This is a genomic window from Bradyrhizobium sp. A11, from assembly GCF_042077125.1.
Taxonomy (GTDB): Bacteria; Pseudomonadota; Alphaproteobacteria; order Rhizobiales; family Xanthobacteraceae; genus Bradyrhizobium; species Bradyrhizobium japonicum_B.
The window spans coordinates 2,432,025-2,450,391 of sequence record NZ_CP149509.1 but is presented as its reverse complement, the minus strand read 5'-3'; the positions used below and the strand labels follow the sequence as shown (position 1 = coordinate 2,450,391).

Annotated in this window: 21 protein-coding genes; 10 read left to right on the top strand and 11 right to left on the bottom strand. The window is 63.7% G+C overall.

The window, feature by feature from the left end:
- Positions 1-21: 21 nt before the first annotated feature.
- The 6 genes from WI560_RS11265 to WI560_RS11240 all read right to left on the bottom strand — a co-directional run bounded on the left by WI560_RS11265 (position 22) and on the right by WI560_RS11240 (position 3,496).
- Positions 22-606: a TIGR00645 family protein gene (locus WI560_RS11265; protein ID WP_375308053.1), complete on the bottom strand. Its 585-nt coding sequence runs from the start codon at positions 604-606 to the stop codon at positions 22-24.
- A gap of 33 nt (positions 607-639) precedes the next feature.
- Positions 640-1,278, bottom strand: coding sequence for a TerC family protein (locus WI560_RS11260; protein ID WP_375308052.1), 639 nt, complete (start codon positions 1,276-1,278; stop codon positions 640-642).
- Positions 1,275-1,637: a hypothetical protein gene (locus WI560_RS11255; RefSeq protein WP_375308051.1), complete on the bottom strand. Its 363-nt coding sequence runs from the start codon at positions 1,635-1,637 to the stop codon at positions 1,275-1,277. The genes WI560_RS11260 and WI560_RS11255 overlap by 4 nt, the downstream gene beginning before the upstream one ends.
- Before the next feature lie 2 nt (positions 1,638-1,639).
- On the bottom strand, positions 1,640-2,113 hold the full coding sequence (locus WI560_RS11250) for a TerB family tellurite resistance protein (protein ID WP_375308819.1): 474 nt from the start codon (positions 2,111-2,113) through the stop codon (positions 1,640-1,642).
- Between the two features lie 304 nt (positions 2,114-2,417).
- Complete coding sequence (locus WI560_RS11245) at positions 2,418-2,900, bottom strand: hypothetical protein (protein ID WP_375308050.1); 483 nt, start codon at positions 2,898-2,900, stop codon at positions 2,418-2,420.
- Positions 2,897-3,496: a hypothetical protein gene (locus tag WI560_RS11240; RefSeq protein WP_375308049.1), complete on the bottom strand. Its 600-nt coding sequence runs from the start codon at positions 3,494-3,496 to the stop codon at positions 2,897-2,899. The genes WI560_RS11245 and WI560_RS11240 overlap by 4 nt, the downstream gene beginning before the upstream one ends.
- Positions 3,497-4,221: 725 nt before the next feature.
- Here WI560_RS11240 and WI560_RS11235 point away from each other — a divergent pair.
- From WI560_RS11235 to WI560_RS11220, 4 genes are all read left to right on the top strand, one after another.
- Positions 4,222-4,569, top strand: coding sequence for a hypothetical protein (locus WI560_RS11235; RefSeq protein ID WP_375308048.1), 348 nt, complete (start codon positions 4,222-4,224; stop codon positions 4,567-4,569).
- 226 nt (positions 4,570-4,795) lie between these two features.
- A complete protein-coding gene (locus WI560_RS11230; RefSeq protein ID WP_375308047.1) occupies positions 4,796-5,623 on the top strand; it encodes a class II glutamine amidotransferase in 828 nt (275 codons plus the stop codon).
- 21 nt (positions 5,624-5,644) lie between these two features.
- The gene (locus WI560_RS11225) at positions 5,645-6,874 is read left to right on the top strand and encodes a carboxylate-amine ligase (RefSeq protein ID WP_375308046.1); all 1,230 of its coding nucleotides are present in this window, start codon (positions 5,645-5,647) and stop codon (positions 6,872-6,874) included.
- Positions 6,875-6,937: 63 nt separating this feature from the next.
- Complete coding sequence (locus WI560_RS11220; protein WP_028135649.1) at positions 6,938-7,123, top strand: hypothetical protein; 186 nt, start codon at positions 6,938-6,940, stop codon at positions 7,121-7,123.
- A 13-nt stretch (positions 7,124-7,136) separates the two neighbouring features.
- Here WI560_RS11220 and WI560_RS11215 read toward each other — a convergent pair whose 3' ends face one another.
- Entirely contained in the window at positions 7,137-7,445 is a 309-nt protein-coding gene (locus WI560_RS11215; protein WP_375308045.1) for a hypothetical protein, read from the bottom strand.
- A 374-nt stretch (positions 7,446-7,819) separates the two neighbouring features.
- Here WI560_RS11215 and WI560_RS11210 point away from each other — a divergent pair, with 374 nt between their 5' ends.
- Entirely contained in the window at positions 7,820-8,959 is a 1,140-nt protein-coding gene (locus tag WI560_RS11210) for a hypothetical protein (protein ID WP_375308044.1), read from the top strand.
- Between the two features lie 10 nt (positions 8,960-8,969).
- Here WI560_RS11210 and gor read toward each other — a convergent pair whose 3' ends face one another.
- The 3 genes from gor to rpiA all read right to left on the bottom strand — a co-directional run bounded on the left by gor (position 8,970) and on the right by rpiA (position 11,760).
- Positions 8,970-10,358: a glutathione-disulfide reductase gene (gene gor, locus WI560_RS11205; RefSeq protein WP_375308043.1), complete on the bottom strand. Its 1,389-nt coding sequence runs from the start codon at positions 10,356-10,358 to the stop codon at positions 8,970-8,972.
- Between the two features lie 146 nt (positions 10,359-10,504).
- Positions 10,505-11,044, bottom strand: coding sequence for a DUF2059 domain-containing protein (locus WI560_RS11200; protein WP_257177746.1), 540 nt, complete (start codon positions 11,042-11,044; stop codon positions 10,505-10,507).
- 2 nt (positions 11,045-11,046) lie between these two features.
- Entirely contained in the window at positions 11,047-11,760 is a 714-nt protein-coding gene (rpiA, locus tag WI560_RS11195) for a ribose-5-phosphate isomerase RpiA (RefSeq protein WP_257177745.1), read from the bottom strand.
- A 150-nt stretch (positions 11,761-11,910) separates the two neighbouring features.
- Here rpiA and WI560_RS11190 point away from each other — a divergent pair, with 150 nt between their 5' ends.
- The 5 genes from WI560_RS11190 (at position 11,911) to WI560_RS11170 (ending at position 16,796) form a co-directional block, all read left to right on the top strand.
- Complete coding sequence (locus WI560_RS11190) at positions 11,911-12,585, top strand: HAD family hydrolase (RefSeq protein WP_257193985.1); 675 nt, start codon at positions 11,911-11,913, stop codon at positions 12,583-12,585.
- Positions 12,586-12,741: 156 nt separating this feature from the next.
- Positions 12,742-13,233, top strand: a complete 492-nt coding sequence (locus tag WI560_RS11185; RefSeq protein WP_375308042.1) for a hypothetical protein — start codon at positions 12,742-12,744, stop codon at positions 13,231-13,233.
- Positions 13,234-13,342: 109 nt separating this feature from the next.
- Complete coding sequence (gene moaA, locus WI560_RS11180) at positions 13,343-14,362, top strand: GTP 3',8-cyclase MoaA (RefSeq protein WP_375308041.1); 1,020 nt, start codon at positions 13,343-13,345, stop codon at positions 14,360-14,362.
- Between the two features lie 169 nt (positions 14,363-14,531).
- Positions 14,532-15,113, top strand: coding sequence for a TRAP transporter small permease subunit (locus WI560_RS11175; RefSeq protein WP_375308040.1), 582 nt, complete (start codon positions 14,532-14,534; stop codon positions 15,111-15,113).
- A gap of 27 nt (positions 15,114-15,140) precedes the next feature.
- Entirely contained in the window at positions 15,141-16,796 is a 1,656-nt protein-coding gene (locus WI560_RS11170) for a TRAP transporter large permease subunit (RefSeq protein ID WP_375308039.1), read from the top strand.
- Between the two features lie 124 nt (positions 16,797-16,920).
- On the opposite strand, the gene WI560_RS11165 is transcribed toward WI560_RS11170, so the two are convergent.
- Positions 16,921-18,366, bottom strand: coding sequence for a sensor histidine kinase (locus WI560_RS11165; protein ID WP_375308038.1), 1,446 nt, complete (start codon positions 18,364-18,366; stop codon positions 16,921-16,923).
- Position 18,367: the final 1 nt, after the last annotated feature.

The following is an 18,367-nucleotide window of genomic DNA, read 5'->3' as shown; positions in this document are numbered from 1 at the left end:
GGTCTCAGGCGGCCGGATTCGTCAGTTGTGGACGGCTTTCTCGCGATGGCCGCTCTCGCTGAGGCGGTCGACCCAGGCGATGCCGACCGCGGAGACGATGAAGGTCATGTGAATCAGCACCTGCCACATCACACCGCTCTCGGTGAAATTGCTGCGCGTCGTGCCGAGATTGCCGGCCTCGATGAAGGTCCTGAGCAGCGAGATCGAGGAGATGCCGATGATCGCCATCGCGAGCTTGATCTTGAGCACGCTGGCATTGACGTGACCGAGCCATTCCGGCTCGTCGGGATGGCCGGTGAGGTTCAGCCGTGAAACAAAGGTCTCGTAGCCGCCCACGATCACCATGATCAGCAGGTTCGAGATCATGACCACGTCGATCAGCCCGAGCACGACCAGCATGATCTGCTGCTCGCTGGCGTCGAACGAGTGCAAGACGAGATGCCAAAGCTCCTTCAGGAACAACAGCACATAGACGGCCTGGGCGACGATGAGGCCGACATAGAGCGGCAATTGCAGCCAGCGCGAGCCGAAGATCAGCTTCGGAAGCAGGCCGACCGGCGGCAGTGGCGCGGCCGGCGCCGAAGGTTCTTTGGGTTCAGGCGTCATTGATCACTCCGGGTTGCAAGCAGGCATGCTGCCTCAGAGACTCGCGATGACAGGCGCGAGCTCGAGCGAACCCCGATAGATCATCTCGAAGGCGACGTAAATGATGATGGCAAGACCGACATAGGCGACCCAGCGCTGCTTCTGGAGCACGCGGCCGAGCAGATCGGCGGCGACGCCCATCATCGCGACCGAGAGCAACAGGCCGAAAGCGAGGATGTAAGGGTGCTCGCGCGCGGCGCCAGCGACCGCGAGCACGTTGTCGAGCGACATCGAGACGTCGGCTGCAATGATCTGCAACGCCGCCTGGCCGAAAGTCTTTGACTGCACCGGGGCAGCGTCCTGGCTGCCGCCATGGCTGAAGGCGAGTTGCCGCGAATGCGCAGACTGCTCGCGCAGCTCGCGCCACATCTTCCAGCACACCCAGAGCAGCAGCACGCCGCCGGCAAGCAACAGGCCGATGACCTGCAGCAGCTGGGTCGCGACGCCGGCAAAGGCGATGCGCAGCGCGGTGGCGGCAGCGATGCCGACGATGATGGCGCGGCGGCGCTGCTCGGCCGGCAATCCCGCTGCGGCAAGGCCGATGACGACGGCGTTGTCGCCGGCGAGAACGAGGTCGATCAGGATGACTTGGAACAGGGCGGTCAGCGCTTCGGCGGTGATGAGTTCACTCATGATTGATCATTCCTAGAGGCCGACGATTCGAGCCAATGCGGCTTGCGGCGCTCGATCCAGTCGAAGACTTTTGAACGGGAGGTGCGCAGCGCAGGGACGTCCTCGGCGAGCAGAGCCAGGCCGAGCGGCAGCATCCAGACACCGAGAATCGGAAGGAAGGACAACACGCCGCCGAAGATGAGCAGCGCGCCGGAGGGAATTCTGACCCAGCGGCTCGACGGTTTGAGCAGATAGGTGACGGTATCACCCATGCGCGGCGGCAGTCGATCGACGAGCTTGTCGAGGCGCGGGTCACCGCCCGCCAGCTCACTGGCGGGACCCGCGGCCTCACGCGTACGCCCGTTCGATGCTGCGCTCATGCTTACTCCTCTGTGGCCAATTGGCGTTCGGTGCGCCCCTGACCCGACGGGATCGGCTTCGCGCGCGGCAGCGCCAGCGTCAGCAGGCGCAACAGTTTGATCGCCTGCACTTCGTGGGGATGGACATCCTGGTCGGCGGCCGCGACCCGCTGCGACAGTTCCATCAGATGTGACGACAACGGCATGTCCGAGACCGGCCGCAGCGTGTCGATCACGACATTGGCGAAATCCGGTTCCTCCAGCCGTTCGGCGAGTGCGTCGAACATTGCAAACAGTCTCTCGTCGTCGAGATGCGGCGCCAAGCCGCGATCCCTAATGAACCGGATCACCTCGTCGCGCTCGACCGGCGAAACCTGCCGGTCGGCCACGGCGACGAGCGCGCCGGCTATCACCAGCGCGGCCGCGGCCTGCTCGTTCAGGCTGGACGGCTCTGCGATCTCGATCTCGATGGGATTTGAATGCTTGGCGTCAGACATCGTTGCTCCCTTGGTCTTGCGAAATGGCCGCACGGAGCTGCGATGGGGGTCGATGGAGTCGGAGAGAACATCAAGGGCCCGACGATCGGCCAATCCATCGCATTCGCGCGGGACAGGTCATCCGACATCACGAGGTTTGCCGACATTGTCGGCGTCCTCGCCAGAGGGGCCCGGATTCTTGTTCGGACCAGAAATATAGGTGCGTCTGTCGGAATCAAGGCAAAATGACTGCGACCAGCCGCCGCATCGGTTCCATCTGTCGGAACGGACCGAGGGAGCGATGCCTTCGAACCTCCTCCCGATGTCAGTTTGCGCAGGCGCGCACGGTCACGCGCTCCCCCCTGACGACTGCTTCAACCGTTTTGCGTGCGACGTCGTCGAAGTCGGACGGTTGCAGATAGCCCTGCGCATAAGCTTCCTGCGTCAGTCGCTCGAGACGCTTGTCTTCGCCGGTGGACCATTGCTTCGTGATGTAGTCCGCACCGGGCCTGCCAAAGGTCTCGGGGTAACGTTCGGCCTCGTTCTGACGGCGATAGTAATATCCGCTGACCGAACCGATGAACCGCTTCCGGCCCTCACCTGCGCAGCGCGAACCATAAGGAATTTCGAACGCCAGCGTCGCTTCACGGCGCGTCCTTGCTCTCCCGTCAACGAAGATCGCTTCGTTGGTGCCATAGCCCGGACCGTCGGTCGGCCTTGCAGGCTCGGCTGGCTTTTGCGGCGCAAATGCCCATGCTGCAACCTGATAGACGACCAGGGCCCAGACGATGAACCAGGCACGTTTCATCGCGCATTCGTCCCGCGTTGCTGCGGCAGGCATACAGGAGACGGATCGGACCACAGGCCGGGCCCGGCAAACTGGAGTACCGTGAGGCGGATCTCCTCCGGGAAATCCTCCTTGACGATTCCCTTTTGGTCAAACGCCTCGGCGAGCTGGGCCTGGACGCGGACGTCGAGCGGCGTCGAGTATGCGGCGTTGGCCTGATCACGCTTCTTTTCGCTACAGAACATCGCCAGTGCCGGATTGGGGCAGTCGAAAATCTTCGTGTAGCCCCGCGCATAGGCCGACGTGGCCGCGATGAGGTTCGCCTTCATCGTCTTGTCACACGGCGACATCGCGTAGGCGGTGCCTGCCTGCAGCGCGTCCATGCGTAGCGCATCGAGCTGCGGATCCTTGTCACTTTGCAGGGTGTGCTTGGCTTCCCACGCCTTGCGTTCGTGCACCTTGACACTCTCGTCGCCGAACGAGGTCGTGAGTCTCGCCTTCAACTCTCCGCTCAGTGAAGAGGAAGCGACGGTCGTGGGAAAACCACGCATCGCCCAGGACACGCCGACGAATGCGGTGACGAATGCCATGCAAGTGAAAAGAATGAAGCGGCTCATGATGCGCACTCAAATTACCGAGCGCAACCTAACCGTGTCCTGTTAACAGTTCACTACGACGCGTTCTCCTAAACCCCATCAACTCGCGCGGACGCAGGTCCGTTTAACCTTCAAGATGGGACATGGCCAGTTCGCCCCGATTGGTCCCTTGAGGGCCAACAGGCGACATCACAGTTTATCTTTTCAAGTGCGAAAAGCTGGTGCAGACAACCTCGTAACAAGGGCCGTCATCGAAGCAAATCATTAAGTGCCGAATATTCTCTTTCTGCGATCTGTCGGCAATTTGAGACCACAATTCAGTACGCCCTAAATCCACGAACTTGCCGTAAGCTGACCGGATCATCTCTCGTGTTAGAGAGGTGAGATAGGTGCACTTGAATAGCTCGGTCCCCTCAAAAGAAAGATCGTGATATTGAACCACATCAACATCATCCCTCAGCACCACTAAGGAAATGGCCAAGCGCGTGATACGCTTCGGCAACTGCTCAATCCTTGTAGATTCAACCTGAGTGGGAGGGACCGGGACCTCCCAAAGCGTTGCTGTCATGAACCTAGCCTCTGCGAATTATCTCGTCCGATCCCCGTTCAGCTTGCATGCAGTCCTCGATGACTGCAATGGGCCAAAAGCGGACGTGGCAGCATCTGAATGCTCGGTTCGATCGATCGTGCGCCGCGCGTGGCAACAATACTGATCGCTGATCGCTGATCGCTGATCGCTGATTGTGATGTCGGTCACGCCGTCCGCGCTGATCTTGAACCCGTCCGATTTGCGTAGCCACCAACGGATGTCTGAACTCAAACTCCAAAAGGACAAAACCATGATTACCAAGACGCTGTTCGTCGGCCTTCTTACAGCCGGTTTTCTCTCCGCATCTTTCGCGGTTGATGCACAAGCAGACCCACGTCATTCCCAGCAGGTGAAGAACGGGGGAATCAGCCAGCTCGGCACGACCCAGAATGGTGCCCGGGCGGGCTCCATGGATAGCTGGCCGCAGACCATGGACGAACTGACCAACGCCTATAATTGTGGTCCGTATGCGGACAAAGAGGCGGCCAAGAAGTGCAAGAAGTGAGCGCTTTTTCTTGACCGTTACAGTGCTGCAGAGGGGGTCAGCTCCACGCTGGCCCTTTCTCTTTGGCAATAACGCCGTGGCTACCACAACTTGTCAGTGACCGGGACGCTCGTCCTGCGGCCGTATGCACTGGCAGAACCCGGCGGGCAGCTCGCCAGCGGTCAGGAACTATCATGCGAGCCAATGAGTTACCGCACATCACGGCATCTCCCGACAGGATACACGCATGTGCCGCTGGATCGCATACCGGGGCGAGACGACGTCGTTCGAGCCTTATGTTACCGAACCCGAGCATTCCCTGGTCGCGCAGAGCATCCGCTCGCTGCAATCGACGGCGGGCTCGAACGGCGACGGCTTTGGTCTCGGCTGGTACGGCGAGCATCCTGAGCCGGGCCTCTATCGCGAGACGCGCCCGGCGTGGTCGGACGAAAATTTGCGCTACCTCTGCCGGCATCTGCGCTCGCATTTGTTCTTTGCCCATGTGCGCGCCGCCACCGGCACGGCGGTGACGCGGCAGAATTGCCATCCCTTTGCCTGCGGGCACTGGATGTTCATGCACAACGGATTCGTCGGAAGCTGGAATCGGCTGCGGCGCAAGGTCGAGGCGCTCATTCCCAACGACTATTACCCGTCGCGGCTGGGCACGACCGACTCCGAAGCCGTGTTCCTGGCGATGATGGGCGCCGGCCTCGACAGCGATCCGCTCGAGGCGACGCGGCGGGTGCTGCAAGCGCTCGTCGGTCTCGTCAATGAAGGCCACTTGCGCGAACGGCTGCGCTTCACCAGTGCGATCGCCAACGGCAGGGACCTCTACGCCTTCCGTGTCGCGGTCAACGACGCCGCGAACACGCTCTATTTCCGCGAGGACGGCGGCGAGGTCATCGTCGTCTCCGAGCCGTTCGACAAAGAATCGGATTGGATCGAGGTGCCTCCCAATCACGCCTTGATCGCGCGTGCATCCGAGAGCGCAAAGATTGTTCCGTTCGAGCTTGCAATTTCCGGTGAGAGCGATGCGGAACCGGTTCCGGTCAAAAGGATTATCGCCCGCAGATAGTTCCTTTGCCGGGTGGGCTAAATGTCAATCGCTTCCGACGTTTTGAAACTGCTGCGTCTCGATTCTTCCGACGACAAGCAGCACGTCGTCATCCGTTCCGCCGGCGGACGCGGCAAGGCCACCGACTATTCCTTCGGCATCGAGGAGGAGTATTTCCTGGCCGACCGCCGCAGCCTCGAAGTCGCGATCCAGACTCCCAACGAGCTGTTCGAATCGGCGAACTGGTCGACCGGCGGCCAGGCCATGCGCGAGATGCTGCAATCCCAGCTTGAGGTCGCCACCAACGTTCACGTCGACGTCAACGACGCCCGCGAGGAGCTGCGCTTCCTGCGGCGCGAAGTCGCGAACGTCGCCGCGCAATATGGCTTCGTGATCATGGCCTGCGGCACGCATCCGACGGCGGTGTGGCGCATGTCGCAGCCGAGCCCGAAACCGCGCTATGAGGAGATGATCGAGGATCTGCGCAGCATCGGCCATCGCAACATGATGTGCGGCATGCATGTGCATGTTCAGTTGCCGGATCCCGAGAAGCGCATGGCGGTGATGCGGGCGATGCTGCCGCACCTGCCGCTGTTCATCGCGCTGTCGGCATCCTCGCCGTTCTGGGCTTCGCACAAGACCGGGCTGAAGGGCTACCGCCTCGCGGCCTATTCCGAGCTGCCCCGCACCGGCCTGCCCGAACTGTTCGAGAGCCGGCGGGATTACGACGAATATGTCGGCGCCTTGCAGCGCTCCGGCGTCATCCCCGACGAGAGCCACATCTGGTGGGCGATGCGTCCTTCGATGCGGCACCCGACGCTCGAGCTGCGTGCGCCCGACACCTGCACCTTCGTCGACGATGCCGTTGCCATCGCCTCGCTCTATCGCTGCCTGACGCGTCACCTCTATCTGCGGCCTCATTTGTCGAAGGAGGTCACGGCGGTCGACCGCGCCATCGCGGTGGAGAATAAATGGCGCGCCCAGCGCTACGGGACCGATTGCATCTTCGCCTCCCGGGAAGGACCGGTCACGATTTCGGAGATGCTCTCCCGAATCATCGACGCCACCGCCGAGGACGCGGACGCACTCGGCTGCACCGCCGAGATCGAGCATTGCCGCGTCATCGTGGACCGCGGCAGCTCGGCCGAATTCCAGCTTCGCGCCTATCGCGACAACGGCGACGACATCACAGCCGTGTCACGATGGATCGCTACATCTACCCTGTCCGGGACGAGCGCGCCTGTCCAACGCAGCGCTCCTGCGCCGTCGTAGCGGCCGCGCAAGCTTTGCGAACGAGAACGTCATTTCTGAATTTGGTAGGCCGTGGGGGAATGCATGACTGACATCACCTGGTGCACCGGTTGCGGCCACAGCCTGGTTCCGATCCTGTCCGAGAACGACCGCGCGCGGCCGAGCTGCTTGTGGTGCGAGGGCGTCGATGCGCGGACCATGGAGATGGCAAAGTGGGCGGACAGCCCGGCCGGCAAGCCGGATCGGGCCGCGCCCCGCGCCTTCGATTGAGGCGCCCTCCGCGTCAGGCCCGCGCCACCAGGCGCGGACGGAACACGGATTCGGCGGCGGAGGAAAGCGCCGCGACCGGCTTTCGCGCCGGCCGCCGCCGCGGGATGAAGAAATTGTTCACGAGGATCGGCTCGTGATCGCCGAGCGCGATCCGCTCCTTCGCGAGCAGGCTCATGACCGCGCGCATCTTGATGACCTCCTGCGCCACGAAGCTGCAATCCTCGTCGCGGTTGATCTGCTCGTGCATGATCGCCTCGGCTTCGCGCATGCTGACGCGAAGCGCCCTGATGGTTCTGCGAATCTCGCTGATACGGTTGTCCATGGCTGCCTCCATCTCGGTGACAGCATAAGAACAAAACATGAACAATCTGTCAATCGCCGCTTGGCCAGTCGCGACGTTTTCGCTCATCCCAAGGCCCGCAGCGCACGCGCTTTCCCCGACGCGCTGCACGCACTGGCGAAGCTTGCTGACAAATTAGACAGCTGCCGTCGCGCCCCGGAAGCACGCGCCCCTCGCACCGGCGCCTGACAATCAGACCCAGCCATCGATCTAACGTCCCGTGCAACCATCGAATTTTCTTCTGCACAAGCACGCCCGCATCGCCGCGCCGGGCTCGCTTGACGCTTCGTCAACCGACTGGCCCAAAATTCGCAATGACGTTGCGAGCGAAGCAACGGCGCAGAGCGGAGAACGTCATGAACGTGCATGCTGCGGGCGATCTCAAGACGATCGGCCTGACTCATCCGAATGGCGCGCCGCTTCGTCTCAACATGCAGGACTTCGTCGCAATCGATCGCGACCGGAATGCGAAGTTCGAGGCGACGTATCGTCCGCAAGCGCTCTACAATCGCGCCAACGAAGGCTTTCACGCCAACAACGAAACCTTTCTGCTGCACGAAGTCGCGACCAATCTGCCGATCTACCGTCCCGACACCGGTCCCACCGATTTCCATCTGCATCTTCCGCCCGGCGGCTTTCAGCTCGTGCTGGTCACCTCAGGCGCGTTCACCTTCGACTATGACGGGCGTTTCTATAATGTCGGCCCTGGCGCGGTGATGCTGCAAAGCGCGATCGTGCATCGCCAGTTGTTCTACACCTGGTCGGGCCTGTCGACCGAAGAGAACCTGAAGACGCCCCAGACAGTGGTGCCCGACCCGATCTCGATGGGCTATTCGGGCAAATTCCTCGAAGCCTTCATCACCGATCCCACCACCTTTCCGAATCCGACCATCGTGGGTCCGGACCAGATCAACGAGGCCGAGACGCCGCGCGTGGCCTGGAGCCACAAGCTTCACAACCGGCCGGCCGATGCCGGCTTCTGGCTGCAGGATCCGCTGGCGCTGGATGCGCTGTTCAAGCCGCTCACCGATGGTTCCGTCAAATCGGCCATGCCGGTTTATCTGCGCGATATCGGCATCGAAGGCCCGAGTGGCCGTCTCGTCACCGGCCACATCATCGCAACCGATCCGCGCGGCCAGTCGCTACTGCCGAAGAGCACGTCGATCGCCGCCGATGCGACCTGCTTTGCGAAGGGCGAGGTCGTGATCTACCGCGTCATTCGCGGCTCAGCCGAATTCAGGAAGAGAGCCGGCGAGACCTTCGAGCTTGCCGCCGGCGACGTCGTGACGGCGGGCAAGGATTCGATCAGCCTCGTCGGCCTCGGCGAAAATACCCAGTTGCTCCGCCTCGGCCTGCTCAAGGGCATGAACGAGCTGCGCAGCTGGACGCCTGCGCAGCGTGACGAGATCGACGGCCTTGCCGGTCAGATCATCACCCACAGTGATATCCGTCCGCTGCGCACCGAAGGCAAGCCGGTCGGGTATCTGTACGGCTGAGCGGCCGAGCCTACTCCGCCGCCTGGCGCACGTGCCGCGCGGTCGGCGTGCGCATGGTGACGAGCTCCTCGGCCGCGGTCGGATGCAGCGCGATGGTCGCGTCGAAATCGGCCTTGGTCGCCTTCATCTTCACCGCGATCGCGACGGCTTGCGTGATCTCGGCGGCGGCATCGCCGACGATATGGCAGCCGAGCACGCGATCGGTCGCACCGTCGACCACGAGCTTCATCAGAACGCGGGTGTCGCGGCCCGACATCGTCGCCTTGATCGGGCGGAACGTCGTCTTGTAGATGTCGACGTGGCTGAATTGCGCGCGCGCCTCGGTTTCAGTCAGCCCCACCGTCCCGACCTCCGGCTGCGAGAACACGGCGGTCGGGATGTTGGCGTGATCGACCCTGACCTCGCGCTTGCCGAACACGGTGTCGGCGAAGGCATGGCCCTCGCGGATCGCGACCGGCGTCAGGTTGAAGCGATGGGTGACGTCGCCGATCGCATAGATGCTGTCGACCGAGCTCTTCGAGAAATGGTCGACCGCGATGCCGCCATTGGCGGGATTGATGGCGACACCGGCGTTCTCCAGCCCGAGATTGGCCACCGCCGGATGACGGCCGATCGCGAACATCACCTGCTCGGAGGCGAGGCTCGATCCGTTCGACAGATGCGTGGTGAACTCCTCGCCGTGGCGATCCACCTTCGCCACCGTGCAGCCGGTGAGGATGGTGATGCCCTGCTTCTCCATCTCGGCCCGGACATGGGCGCGGACGTCCTCGTCGAAACCGCGAAGGATGTTGTCGCCGCGATAGACCACGGTGACGTCGGAGCCGAAGCCGGCGAAGATGCCGGCGAATTCCAGCGCGATATAGCCGCCGCCCTGGATCACGATCCGCTTCGGCAGCTTCTTCAGATGGAACGCCTCGTTGGAGGAGATCACGTGCTCGATGCCGGGGATCGCGGCCCCGTGGTTGGGCGCGCCGCCGGTGGCGATCAGGATGTATCTTGCGGTGATCTTGCGGTCGTTCTCAAGCAGACGGACGGTGTGCTTGTCCTCGATCACCGCGCGGCTCTTGACGATCTGCGCGCCGGATTTCTCGACATTGGCCGTGTAGGCCGCCTCCAGCCGCGCGATCTCCTTGTCCTTGTTGGCGATCAGCGTCGCCCAGTCGAAGCTCGCGGGCGGAACGGTCCAGCCGAAACCGGCGGCATCTTCCAAATCCTGCCGGAAGTGCGAGCCGATCACGAACAGCTTCTTCGGCACGCAGCCGCGGATCACGCAGGTCCCGCCCATGCGGTACTCCTCCGCGATCGTTACGCGCGCGCCGTGACCGGCCGCGATGCGGGCGGCACGCACGCCGCCCGAGCCACCGCCGATGACGAAGAGGTCGACGTCGAATTCAGCCATTGTCCACTCCGACCTCTAATTCATGGTCCGATCCCGGAGGGCCGCGCCAGCGCAAAGCGTGCAGCGGTCTTCCGAGAGGACCATGCTCAAACAACAACCTGAAGCGCGATGACGCGCTTGAGGAATTCCCTGTCAGATAGGATCTGTCAGATTTCCTTGCCACGCTTGCGCATCTCGGCGCGGAAGGCCCCCATCACGGTCTCGGAGAAGGTCTGGGCCCAGGAATTGATGAAGTTCATGCTGAGCCCGATGGCGCGCGGCTCGGCGTCGAGCAGCTTCTTGCCCAGCGGCGACTTGTAGAAGACGACGAGGTCCTTCAGCTCCTGCTCGGTGAACTCGCTGGCATAGATCTGCGCCATGCCGTCGCCGATCTCGTTCTGGCGCCCGTTGAGCTGCTGGGCCACGATCGGGGCGATCTCGTTGAGGTCCTTCTGGTAGTTGAGGTTCTGCTGGATCAGCGCATTCTTGGTCTTCTCGACGAGGCCGGGCACGGCGCCCGCATACATCCCGCTGGCGTTCTTGATCTGCAGGATCTCCTTGGCGGCCGCAATCGCCCCGGGCGAAGCCTTCGACTGGGCCGGCGCCGCGGGCGCCTTCTGGGCCTGCTGCGCCACGGCCGGGACGGCCGCGAGGGCCAAGCCCGCAGCGAGCGTCGCGGCCGGCAAGAATTTCAAAAAGCTCTTCATTCCTAGTCTCCTTTCGGCTTGCGCCGTTCAATCACGCGGATTCCCTCGCCACCCGCCAGAACGGCAGAGCTGGCCAAGCCGATGAACAATCCATGCTCGACGACGCCGGGGATCGCGCTCAGCGCCTTGGCGAGGCTGGCAGGATCCTCGATCCGTCCAAGCTGGGCATCGATGATCCAGTGGCCGCCGTCGGTGACGAAAACGTGGCCGTCCTTGCCGTTGCGGACCGCCATTTGCCCGGAAACGCCGCATTCGGCAAATGCCTTCTCGATCGCGCGGCGCGTCGCACCGAGGCCGAACGGGATGACCTCGACCGGCAGCGGAAACTTGCCGAGGGTCGGCACCCATTTGCTGTCGTCGGCGATCACGATCATGCGATCCGAGGCCGCCGCCACGATCTTCTCGCGCAGCAGTGCGCCGCCGCCGCCCTTGATCAGGTTGAGGGCGGGATCGATCTCGTCGGCGCCGTCGACCGTGATGTCGAGATGGTCGATCTCGTCGAGCGTGGTCAGCGGCACGCCGCAGCGCGTCGCGTCCAGGCGCGTCGCCTCGGAGGTCGGCACGCCGATCACCTTCAGCCCGGCGGCGACGCGCTCGCCGAGCAGCTCGACGAAATGCTTGGCGGTCGAGCCGGTGCCGAGCCCGAGCTGCATGCCGTCCCGCACCTCCTCGAGCGCGCGGGCGGCAGCCTGTCGCTTCAACTGGTCCATGTTCACGTTGCGCCCGCCTCTGAATTCGTGAGCCGCCGACAGCGACCGTTTTCGGCGGCCTATGTAGCCTCGTTTTCCGCGCGGGAACAGGCCTATAAGGTGATCTTATGGGCCCGCCCCTTGCGTGGACGCGACCGGGCCGGTAGCGCTTGGATCATGACCTCCCCACACACCATCGTTTTCGATCTCGACGGCACGCTCGTGGATACGGCGCCCGACCTGATCACCGCGCTGAACTACGTGCTCGACCGCGAAGGGCTGCCGCCGGTGCCGATGGCCTCGGCCCGCAACATGATCGGCGCCGGCGCCCGCAAGCTGATCGAGCGCGGGCTGGAGGCGGAGGGCCGCACCGTCACCCCCGCCGACATGGACCGGATGACCGCGGATTTCATCGCCTATTACGCCGATCATATCGCGGTCGAATCCCGCCCCTTCGACGGGCTCGAAGCCGCGCTCGACCAGTTTTCGGCCCAAGGCCACCGCCTCGCGGTCTGCACCAACAAGCTGGAATGGCTCTCCAAGCGGCTGCTGGACCAGCTCGACCTCAGCCGCCGCTTCGCGGCGATCTGCGGCGCCGACACTTTTGGCGTCCAGAAGCCCGATCCGACCATCTTCCGGGAAACGGTGGCGCGGGCCGGCGGCGCGGTCAAAGCCAGCATCATGGTCGGCGATGCCGGAACCGATGTCGGGGTAGCCCGGCGGGCCGGGGTGCCGGTGATCGGGGTCAGCTTCGGCTACACGGACGTGCCGATTGCCGAGCTGAAGCCTGACCGGCTGATCCATCACATGCGCGACCTGCCGGCTGCCGCCAGCAGCCTGATGACCGCATAACGCCATCAACATATTGAAATAACTTGTTGTTTTAATCGACCCCGCATTAACCATTCGTTGACTATGCGCCGCCCGCCGGTTGCCTGCCTCAAACGACACTCCTAAGGTCGGTGCGGGGCTTGTGTGGCGGTTCGTCGCAGTTGAAGTGGATGGGTCATGCGTCGTGTCATCTCGGCTGCGTTAGCGGGAGCGGGCCTGTTGGGAGCGGCCAGCCTTGGCGGCTGCTCCTCGATGTCGGACGTGTTCAAATCGACCCCGCCGACGGTCCAGGTCCGGCTCGAATCCAATCCTCCGGGTGCGGACGCCACGACATCGCTCGGCCCGGGCTGCAAGACCCCCTGCTCCGTCTCGGTTCCAGCTCCCGATGGCCCCTTCACGGTCGCGTTCGCGCTGCCGAAGTACCAGCCGGCAAGCGTCCCGGTGAACCTGATCAAGAATCCTGGGGATTTCACCACCCCGGCGTCGGTGACCACGGACCCGAATCCGGTGTTTGCGGAACTGCAGCCCGCAACGCCGCCCAGACCGGTCCGCAAGCCGCACCGGCCGAGGAAACCGAAACCAACCGCAGCGACGCCTGCTGCGGCACCGCCTCAGGCTACTCCGGCCGCGGCCTCGCCGTTCCCCGATCCGAACGCCGGCCGGCGTTGAGCTAAGTATACCACCCGATTGTCCTCGCCGCGTCCGATGCTTAGATTGCGTCCCGAGCACCGCTTGAAGCCAAGGTGCGCCCGTCGCCATAAGTGACAAGGCCTCTCGCATGAACGGATCCGCCGCGCTGTCGACCCCGATGACCGATCCGTTCGGGCGGACCATCAGCTATTTGCGCGTGTCCGTGACCGACCGCTGCGACCTGCGCTGCTTCTACTGCATGTCGGAGGACATGACGTTCCTGCCCAAGGCGAACCTGTTGACGCTGGAGGAACTCGACCGGCTCTGCTCGGCCTTCATCGCCAAGGGTGTCAAAAAGCTGCGCCTCACCGGAGGCGAGCCGCTGGTCCGGCGCAACGTGATGACGCTGGTGCGCTCGCTGTCGCGGCATCTGTCGAGCGGCGCCCTGAACGAGCTGACGCTGACCACCAACGGCACCCAGCTGGCGAAACACGCGAGCGAGCTCGCCGATTGCGGCGTCCGCCGCATCAACGTCTCGCTCGACACGCTCGACCCCAAGAAGTTTCGCGAGATCACGCGCTGGGGCGAGATCGACAAGGTGCTGGAAGGCATCGAGGCCGCGCGCGCCGCAGGCCTTGCCGTCAAGATCAACGCTGTGGCGCTGAAGAACCTCAACGAGGACGAGCTTCCCGAGCTGATGCGCTGGGCCCACGGCAAGGGCATGGGCCTGACGCTGATCGAGGTCATGCCGATGGGCGAGATCGGCTCGGGCCGCATCGACCAATATCTGCCGCTGTCGCTTGTGCGTGCGCGCCTTGCCCAGCAATTCACGCTGACCGACCTCGCCGAGAGCACCGGAGGTCCGGCCCGCTATGTCAGCGTCGCCGAGACCGGCGGCAAGCTCGGCTTCATCACGCCGATGACGCACAATTTCTGCGAATCCTGCAACCGGGTTCGCATCACCTGCACTGGAACGCTGCACACCTGCCTCGGCCACGAGGATGCCTCGGATTTGCGCAAACCTCTGCGTGCATCCGATGACGACATGCTGCTTGCGGATGCGATCGACCGCGCCATCGGCCTGAAGCCCAAGGGCCACGATTTCATCATCGACCGCCGCCACGACCGTCCGAGCGTCAGCAGGCACATGAGCGTCACCGGCGGCTGACACCGGCGGATTACGGGCTTATTCCCCTTAACTATCAACAAACTTCCGATTGACTGGCGGCACGCCCGCTGGTTTGGTGCGGCGGCCTCATGCCTGCGCGGCGAGACAAGCCACGCGCCATCTCGGCGCAGTCAAGACGGCCGGGGCACAATCGGGGGAGGACCTATCGTTGCAAGCGCTCCTTAAGCTGAGCAGCAGGATTGACGCGTTCACGCGCTGGACAGGCAAGCGCGTGGCGTGGCTGATCGTGCTCGCCGTGATCATCTCGGCCGTCAACGCCATCATCCGCAAGTCGTTCGACACCTCCTCGAATTCATGGCTCGAGCTGCAATGGGTGCTGTTCAGCATCGTCTTCCTGCTCTGTGCCCCCTGGACCCTGCTCGACAACGAGCACATCCGCATCGACATCGTGAACAACGCGCTGCCGAAGAAGGCCCGCAACATCATCGACGTCGTCGGCCACGTATTCTTCCTGTTTCCGATCTGCATCGTCATGATCGTCACGGGGGTGCCGTTCTTCCTGCGCTCCTTCCAGATCAACGAGCAATCCGGCAACGCCGGCGGACTGCCGCAATGGCCGGCCAAATCCCTGATCATGATCGCATTCGCGTTCCTGCTCGTTCAAGGCATCTCCGAGCTGATCAAGCGGATTGCGGTGATGCGCGGATTGATCCCGGACCCGCATGAATCCCAGGTGTCGGCGCTGGAGGCGGAAGTCGAGCATCTCGTCGAAGCGATCGAGAAGAAATAGCCGTTGGCGACGGTGTAGGGGGAATTCATGACCGCATTCATCATCGCCAATATGGCGCCCATCATGTTCGTGTCGCTGGTCGTCATGCTGCTGCTTGGCTATCCCGCGGCATTCTCGCTCGGCGCCGTCGGCCTGTTCTATGCCGTGATCGGCGTCGAACTCGGCCAGTTCCACCCCGACTTCCTCCAGGCCCTCCCGGAGCGCGTCTACGGCGTGATGAACAACGACACGCTGCTCGCCATTCCGTTCTTCACCTTCATGGGACTGGTACTGGAGCGGTCGGGCATGGCCGAGGACCTGCTCGACACCATCGGCCAATTGTTCGGCACCATCCGCGGCGGCCTCGCCTATGCGGTGATCTTCGTCGGCGCGCTGCTCGCCGCGACGACAGGCGTGGTGGCGGCTTCCGTGATCTCGATGGGTCTGATCTCGCTGCCGATCATGCTGCGCTACGGCTATGACCGCCGCGTGGCAGCCGGCGTCATCGCCGCCTCCGGCACGCTCGCCCAGATCATTCCGCCCTCGCTCGTTCTGATCGTGATGGCCGACCAGCTCGGCAAGTCCGTCGGCGACATGTACGAGGGCGCCTTCATCCCCGGCCTCGTGCTCGCGGCCCTCTATGCCGGCTACGCCTTCCTCGTCAGCATGATCTTCCCGGCGGCAGCACCCGGCCTGCCGAAGGACGCCATCGGTTTCCGCGAAGACAATGGCGACCGCGGCCTGGTCTCGCTTGGCATGCTGTTCCTGGCGAGCTGCGTGTTCGGATGGTTCATGATGCGCAATTCGAGCACGCATGGCGCCGATTACGTCGTGCTCAGCATGTTCTACGGCATCGTCTTCGCGTTCGCGGTCGCCGTGGTGAACTGGGTCGTCGACAGGCTAACCGGCTTCCGTTTCCTGTCCAAGATGGCGCAGCAGACCACCTTCGTCATGGTGCCGCCGCTGTTCCTGATCTTCCTCGTGCTAGGCACCATCTTCATCGGTATCGCAACCCCGACCGAAGGCGGCGCGATGGGCGCGGCCGGTGCCCTCATCCTGGGCGCCGTGAAGCGCCGGCTCAGCTGGGACCTGATCCGGCAAGCCACGGAATCGACAGCCAAGCTGTCGGCTTTCGTCGTGTTCATCCTGGTCGGCGCCCGCATCTTCTCGCTGACCTTCTATGGCGTCAACGGGCACGTCTGGGTCGAGCACCTGCTCACCTCATTGCCCGGCGGCCAGGTCGGCTTCCTGATCTTCGTCAACGCCCTCGTGTTCGTGCTGGCCTTCTTCCTCGACTTCTTCGAGCTGGCCTTCATCGTGATCCCGCTGCTCGGGCCTGCCGCCGAGCATCTCGGCATCGACCTGATCTGGTTCGGCGTCATTCTCGGCGTCAACATGCAGACCTCGTTCATGCATCCGCCGTTTGGCTTCGCGCTGTTCTATCTCCGCTCGGTCGCACCGAAGGATCGCTACACCGATCGCATCACCGGCAAGCGGATGGAACCCGTCACCACGGGCCAGATCTATTGGGGCGCGGTGCCTTTCGTGATCATCCAGCTGATCATGGTCGGTCTGGTCATCGCCTTCCCGGCGATGGTGATGCACTACAAGGGTGTGCAATCGAACATCGATCCCAACACCATCAAGATCGAGGTGCCGCAGATCGAGCTGCCGCCGCTGGATCTCGGTCCGCCGCAGAAGTAGCGGGACGAGCCTTCTTCCTTCTCCCCTTGCGGGAGAAGGTGGCGCGAAGCGCCGGATGAGGGGTTCTCTCCACGCGTCAATTGAGAGTGGGACTCGCGGAGAGAACCCCTCACCCGTCTCGCCGCTAACGCGGCGCGCCGCCCTCTCCCACAGGGGGAGAGGGTGCAGCGTCACTGCCGCGCCAGTTGTTCTCAACAGCCTTTGCCGCATCCGCCAACCGAAACCGTAGCGTGAACTCGGCTCCGCCGCCGGGAAGATTCTCCACCGCAACCGTAGCGGCGTGATCGTCCGCCACCGCGCGCACGATCGAGAGTCCGAGGCCCGCGCCGTCGCTGCGGCGGCGGTCGGCGCGCCAGAAGCGCTGGAAGATCAGCTCGCGTTCAGCCTCCGCGACCCCCGGACCGGAATCGCGCACACGCACCGAACCGTCCTCGCCCACCTCGATTTCGACGGTGCTGTCCTTTGCCGTGAACTTGATGGCGTTTTCGGCGAGGTTGAAGATCGCGCGCTGCAGCATCTCCGCATTGCCGTGGATCGGCACCGGCGCATCGGTGCCCTTCAGCGCGATGTCCTTGTGCTGCGCGATCGCGAACGGGGCGATCGCGGCGACCACCTCGGCGGCGACGGCGCGCAAATCCGCGGTCTCGCCGGGATCCAGCACCAGGGTGTCGAGCTCGGCGATCTCCAGCAGCTGGGCAACGAGGCGGCTCATGGTTTCGATGTCGGCATGCAGCGCCTGCCGCGCCGCGCGATCGTCGAGTGTCTCGATCCGCGTGCGCAGGATCGCGAGCGGCGTGCGCAATTGATGCGCGGCGTCCGCCGTAAACTGCCGCTGCACCCGAAAGCCGCCCTCGAGCCGGTCGAGCGCCTGGTTGACGGCGGTGACGAGCGGCAGGATCTCGCGCGGAATCTGCTCCGTCGGCAGGCGGATGTCGGTGCGCGCCGGGCCGATATTGGCGGCCTTCTCGGAGGCCCTCCATAGCGGCGCGATCGCACGGCGAAAGATGATGATGTCGGTGGCGAGCAGGACCAGGAGGATCGGAATCGTGATCCAACCGACGCGCCGGAAGAAGTTCGAGACGATGTCGTCGATGATGACGTCGCGGTGCGCAAGATCCTCGGCGACCTGGACCCGCACTGTCTTGCCGTCGATCTCCCGGGTGACCGAGGCGCCGGAAATGCTCTCCGACGCGCGCGGTGCGGCGGCAGCGGCGCGCCGGTGCGAGGAGAACAGCAAATGGCCGTCGGCATCGCGAATGTCGTATTGATAGCGGCCATACGCTTCCGAATAGAGGCCCTTGAGACTGTCGGGCAGATTGAACGTCAACAGGCCGCCCGGCTGCGCGACGATGCGCTCCGCCAGCACTTCGGCCTGCGCGCGCATGGCATCGCGATGCAGCTGGCCGATCTCGGAATTGAGCAGCCAGAACAGCACCAGCGGCAGGAAGAGCGCGGCCACCGCGACCGCCAGGATGTGCAGGAACACGATGCGCCAGATCAGCGATTTGAACGTCGGCGAGCCGCCATAGGACCTTGCACTGGACCTGGCACGGGACCCGGTCTCGGCCACG

What these genes read in the sequence shown, in the direction of transcription:
- WI560_RS11265 (WP_375308053.1), bottom strand. Translation starts at nt 606, where the DNA reads ATGACGCCTGAACCCAAAGAACCTTCGGCGCCGGCCGCGCCACTGCCG.
- WI560_RS11260 (WP_375308052.1), bottom strand. Translation starts at nt 1,278, where the DNA reads ATGAGTGAACTCATCACCGCCGAAGCGCTGACCGCCCTGTTCCAAGTC.
- WI560_RS11255 (WP_375308051.1), bottom strand. Translation starts at nt 1,637, where the DNA reads ATGAGCGCAGCATCGAACGGGCGTACGCGTGAGGCCGCGGGTCCCGCC.
- WI560_RS11250 (WP_375308819.1), bottom strand. Translation starts at nt 2,113, where the DNA reads ATGTCTGACGCCAAGCATTCAAATCCCATCGAGATCGAGATCGCAGAG.
- WI560_RS11245 (WP_375308050.1), bottom strand. Translation starts at nt 2,900, where the DNA reads ATGAAACGTGCCTGGTTCATCGTCTGGGCCCTGGTCGTCTATCAGGTT.
- WI560_RS11240 (WP_375308049.1), bottom strand. Translation starts at nt 3,496, where the DNA reads ATGAGCCGCTTCATTCTTTTCACTTGCATGGCATTCGTCACCGCATTC.
- WI560_RS11235 (WP_375308048.1), top strand. Translation starts at nt 4,222, where the DNA reads ATGTCGGTCACGCCGTCCGCGCTGATCTTGAACCCGTCCGATTTGCGT.
- WI560_RS11230 (WP_375308047.1), top strand. Translation starts at nt 4,796, where the DNA reads ATGTGCCGCTGGATCGCATACCGGGGCGAGACGACGTCGTTCGAGCCT.
- WI560_RS11225 (WP_375308046.1), top strand. Translation starts at nt 5,645, where the DNA reads ATGTCAATCGCTTCCGACGTTTTGAAACTGCTGCGTCTCGATTCTTCC.
- WI560_RS11220 (WP_028135649.1), top strand. Translation starts at nt 6,938, where the DNA reads ATGACTGACATCACCTGGTGCACCGGTTGCGGCCACAGCCTGGTTCCG.
- WI560_RS11215 (WP_375308045.1), bottom strand. Translation starts at nt 7,445, where the DNA reads ATGGACAACCGTATCAGCGAGATTCGCAGAACCATCAGGGCGCTTCGC.
- WI560_RS11210 (WP_375308044.1), top strand. Translation starts at nt 7,820, where the DNA reads ATGAACGTGCATGCTGCGGGCGATCTCAAGACGATCGGCCTGACTCAT.
- gor (WP_375308043.1), bottom strand. Translation starts at nt 10,358, where the DNA reads ATGGCTGAATTCGACGTCGACCTCTTCGTCATCGGCGGTGGCTCGGGC.
- WI560_RS11200 (WP_257177746.1), bottom strand. Translation starts at nt 11,044, where the DNA reads ATGAAGAGCTTTTTGAAATTCTTGCCGGCCGCGACGCTCGCTGCGGGC.
- WI560_RS11190 (WP_257193985.1), top strand. Translation starts at nt 11,911, where the DNA reads ATGACCTCCCCACACACCATCGTTTTCGATCTCGACGGCACGCTCGTG.
- WI560_RS11185 (WP_375308042.1), top strand. Translation starts at nt 12,742, where the DNA reads ATGCGTCGTGTCATCTCGGCTGCGTTAGCGGGAGCGGGCCTGTTGGGA.
- moaA (WP_375308041.1), top strand. Translation starts at nt 13,343, where the DNA reads ATGAACGGATCCGCCGCGCTGTCGACCCCGATGACCGATCCGTTCGGG.
- WI560_RS11170 (WP_375308039.1), top strand. Translation starts at nt 15,141, where the DNA reads ATGACCGCATTCATCATCGCCAATATGGCGCCCATCATGTTCGTGTCG.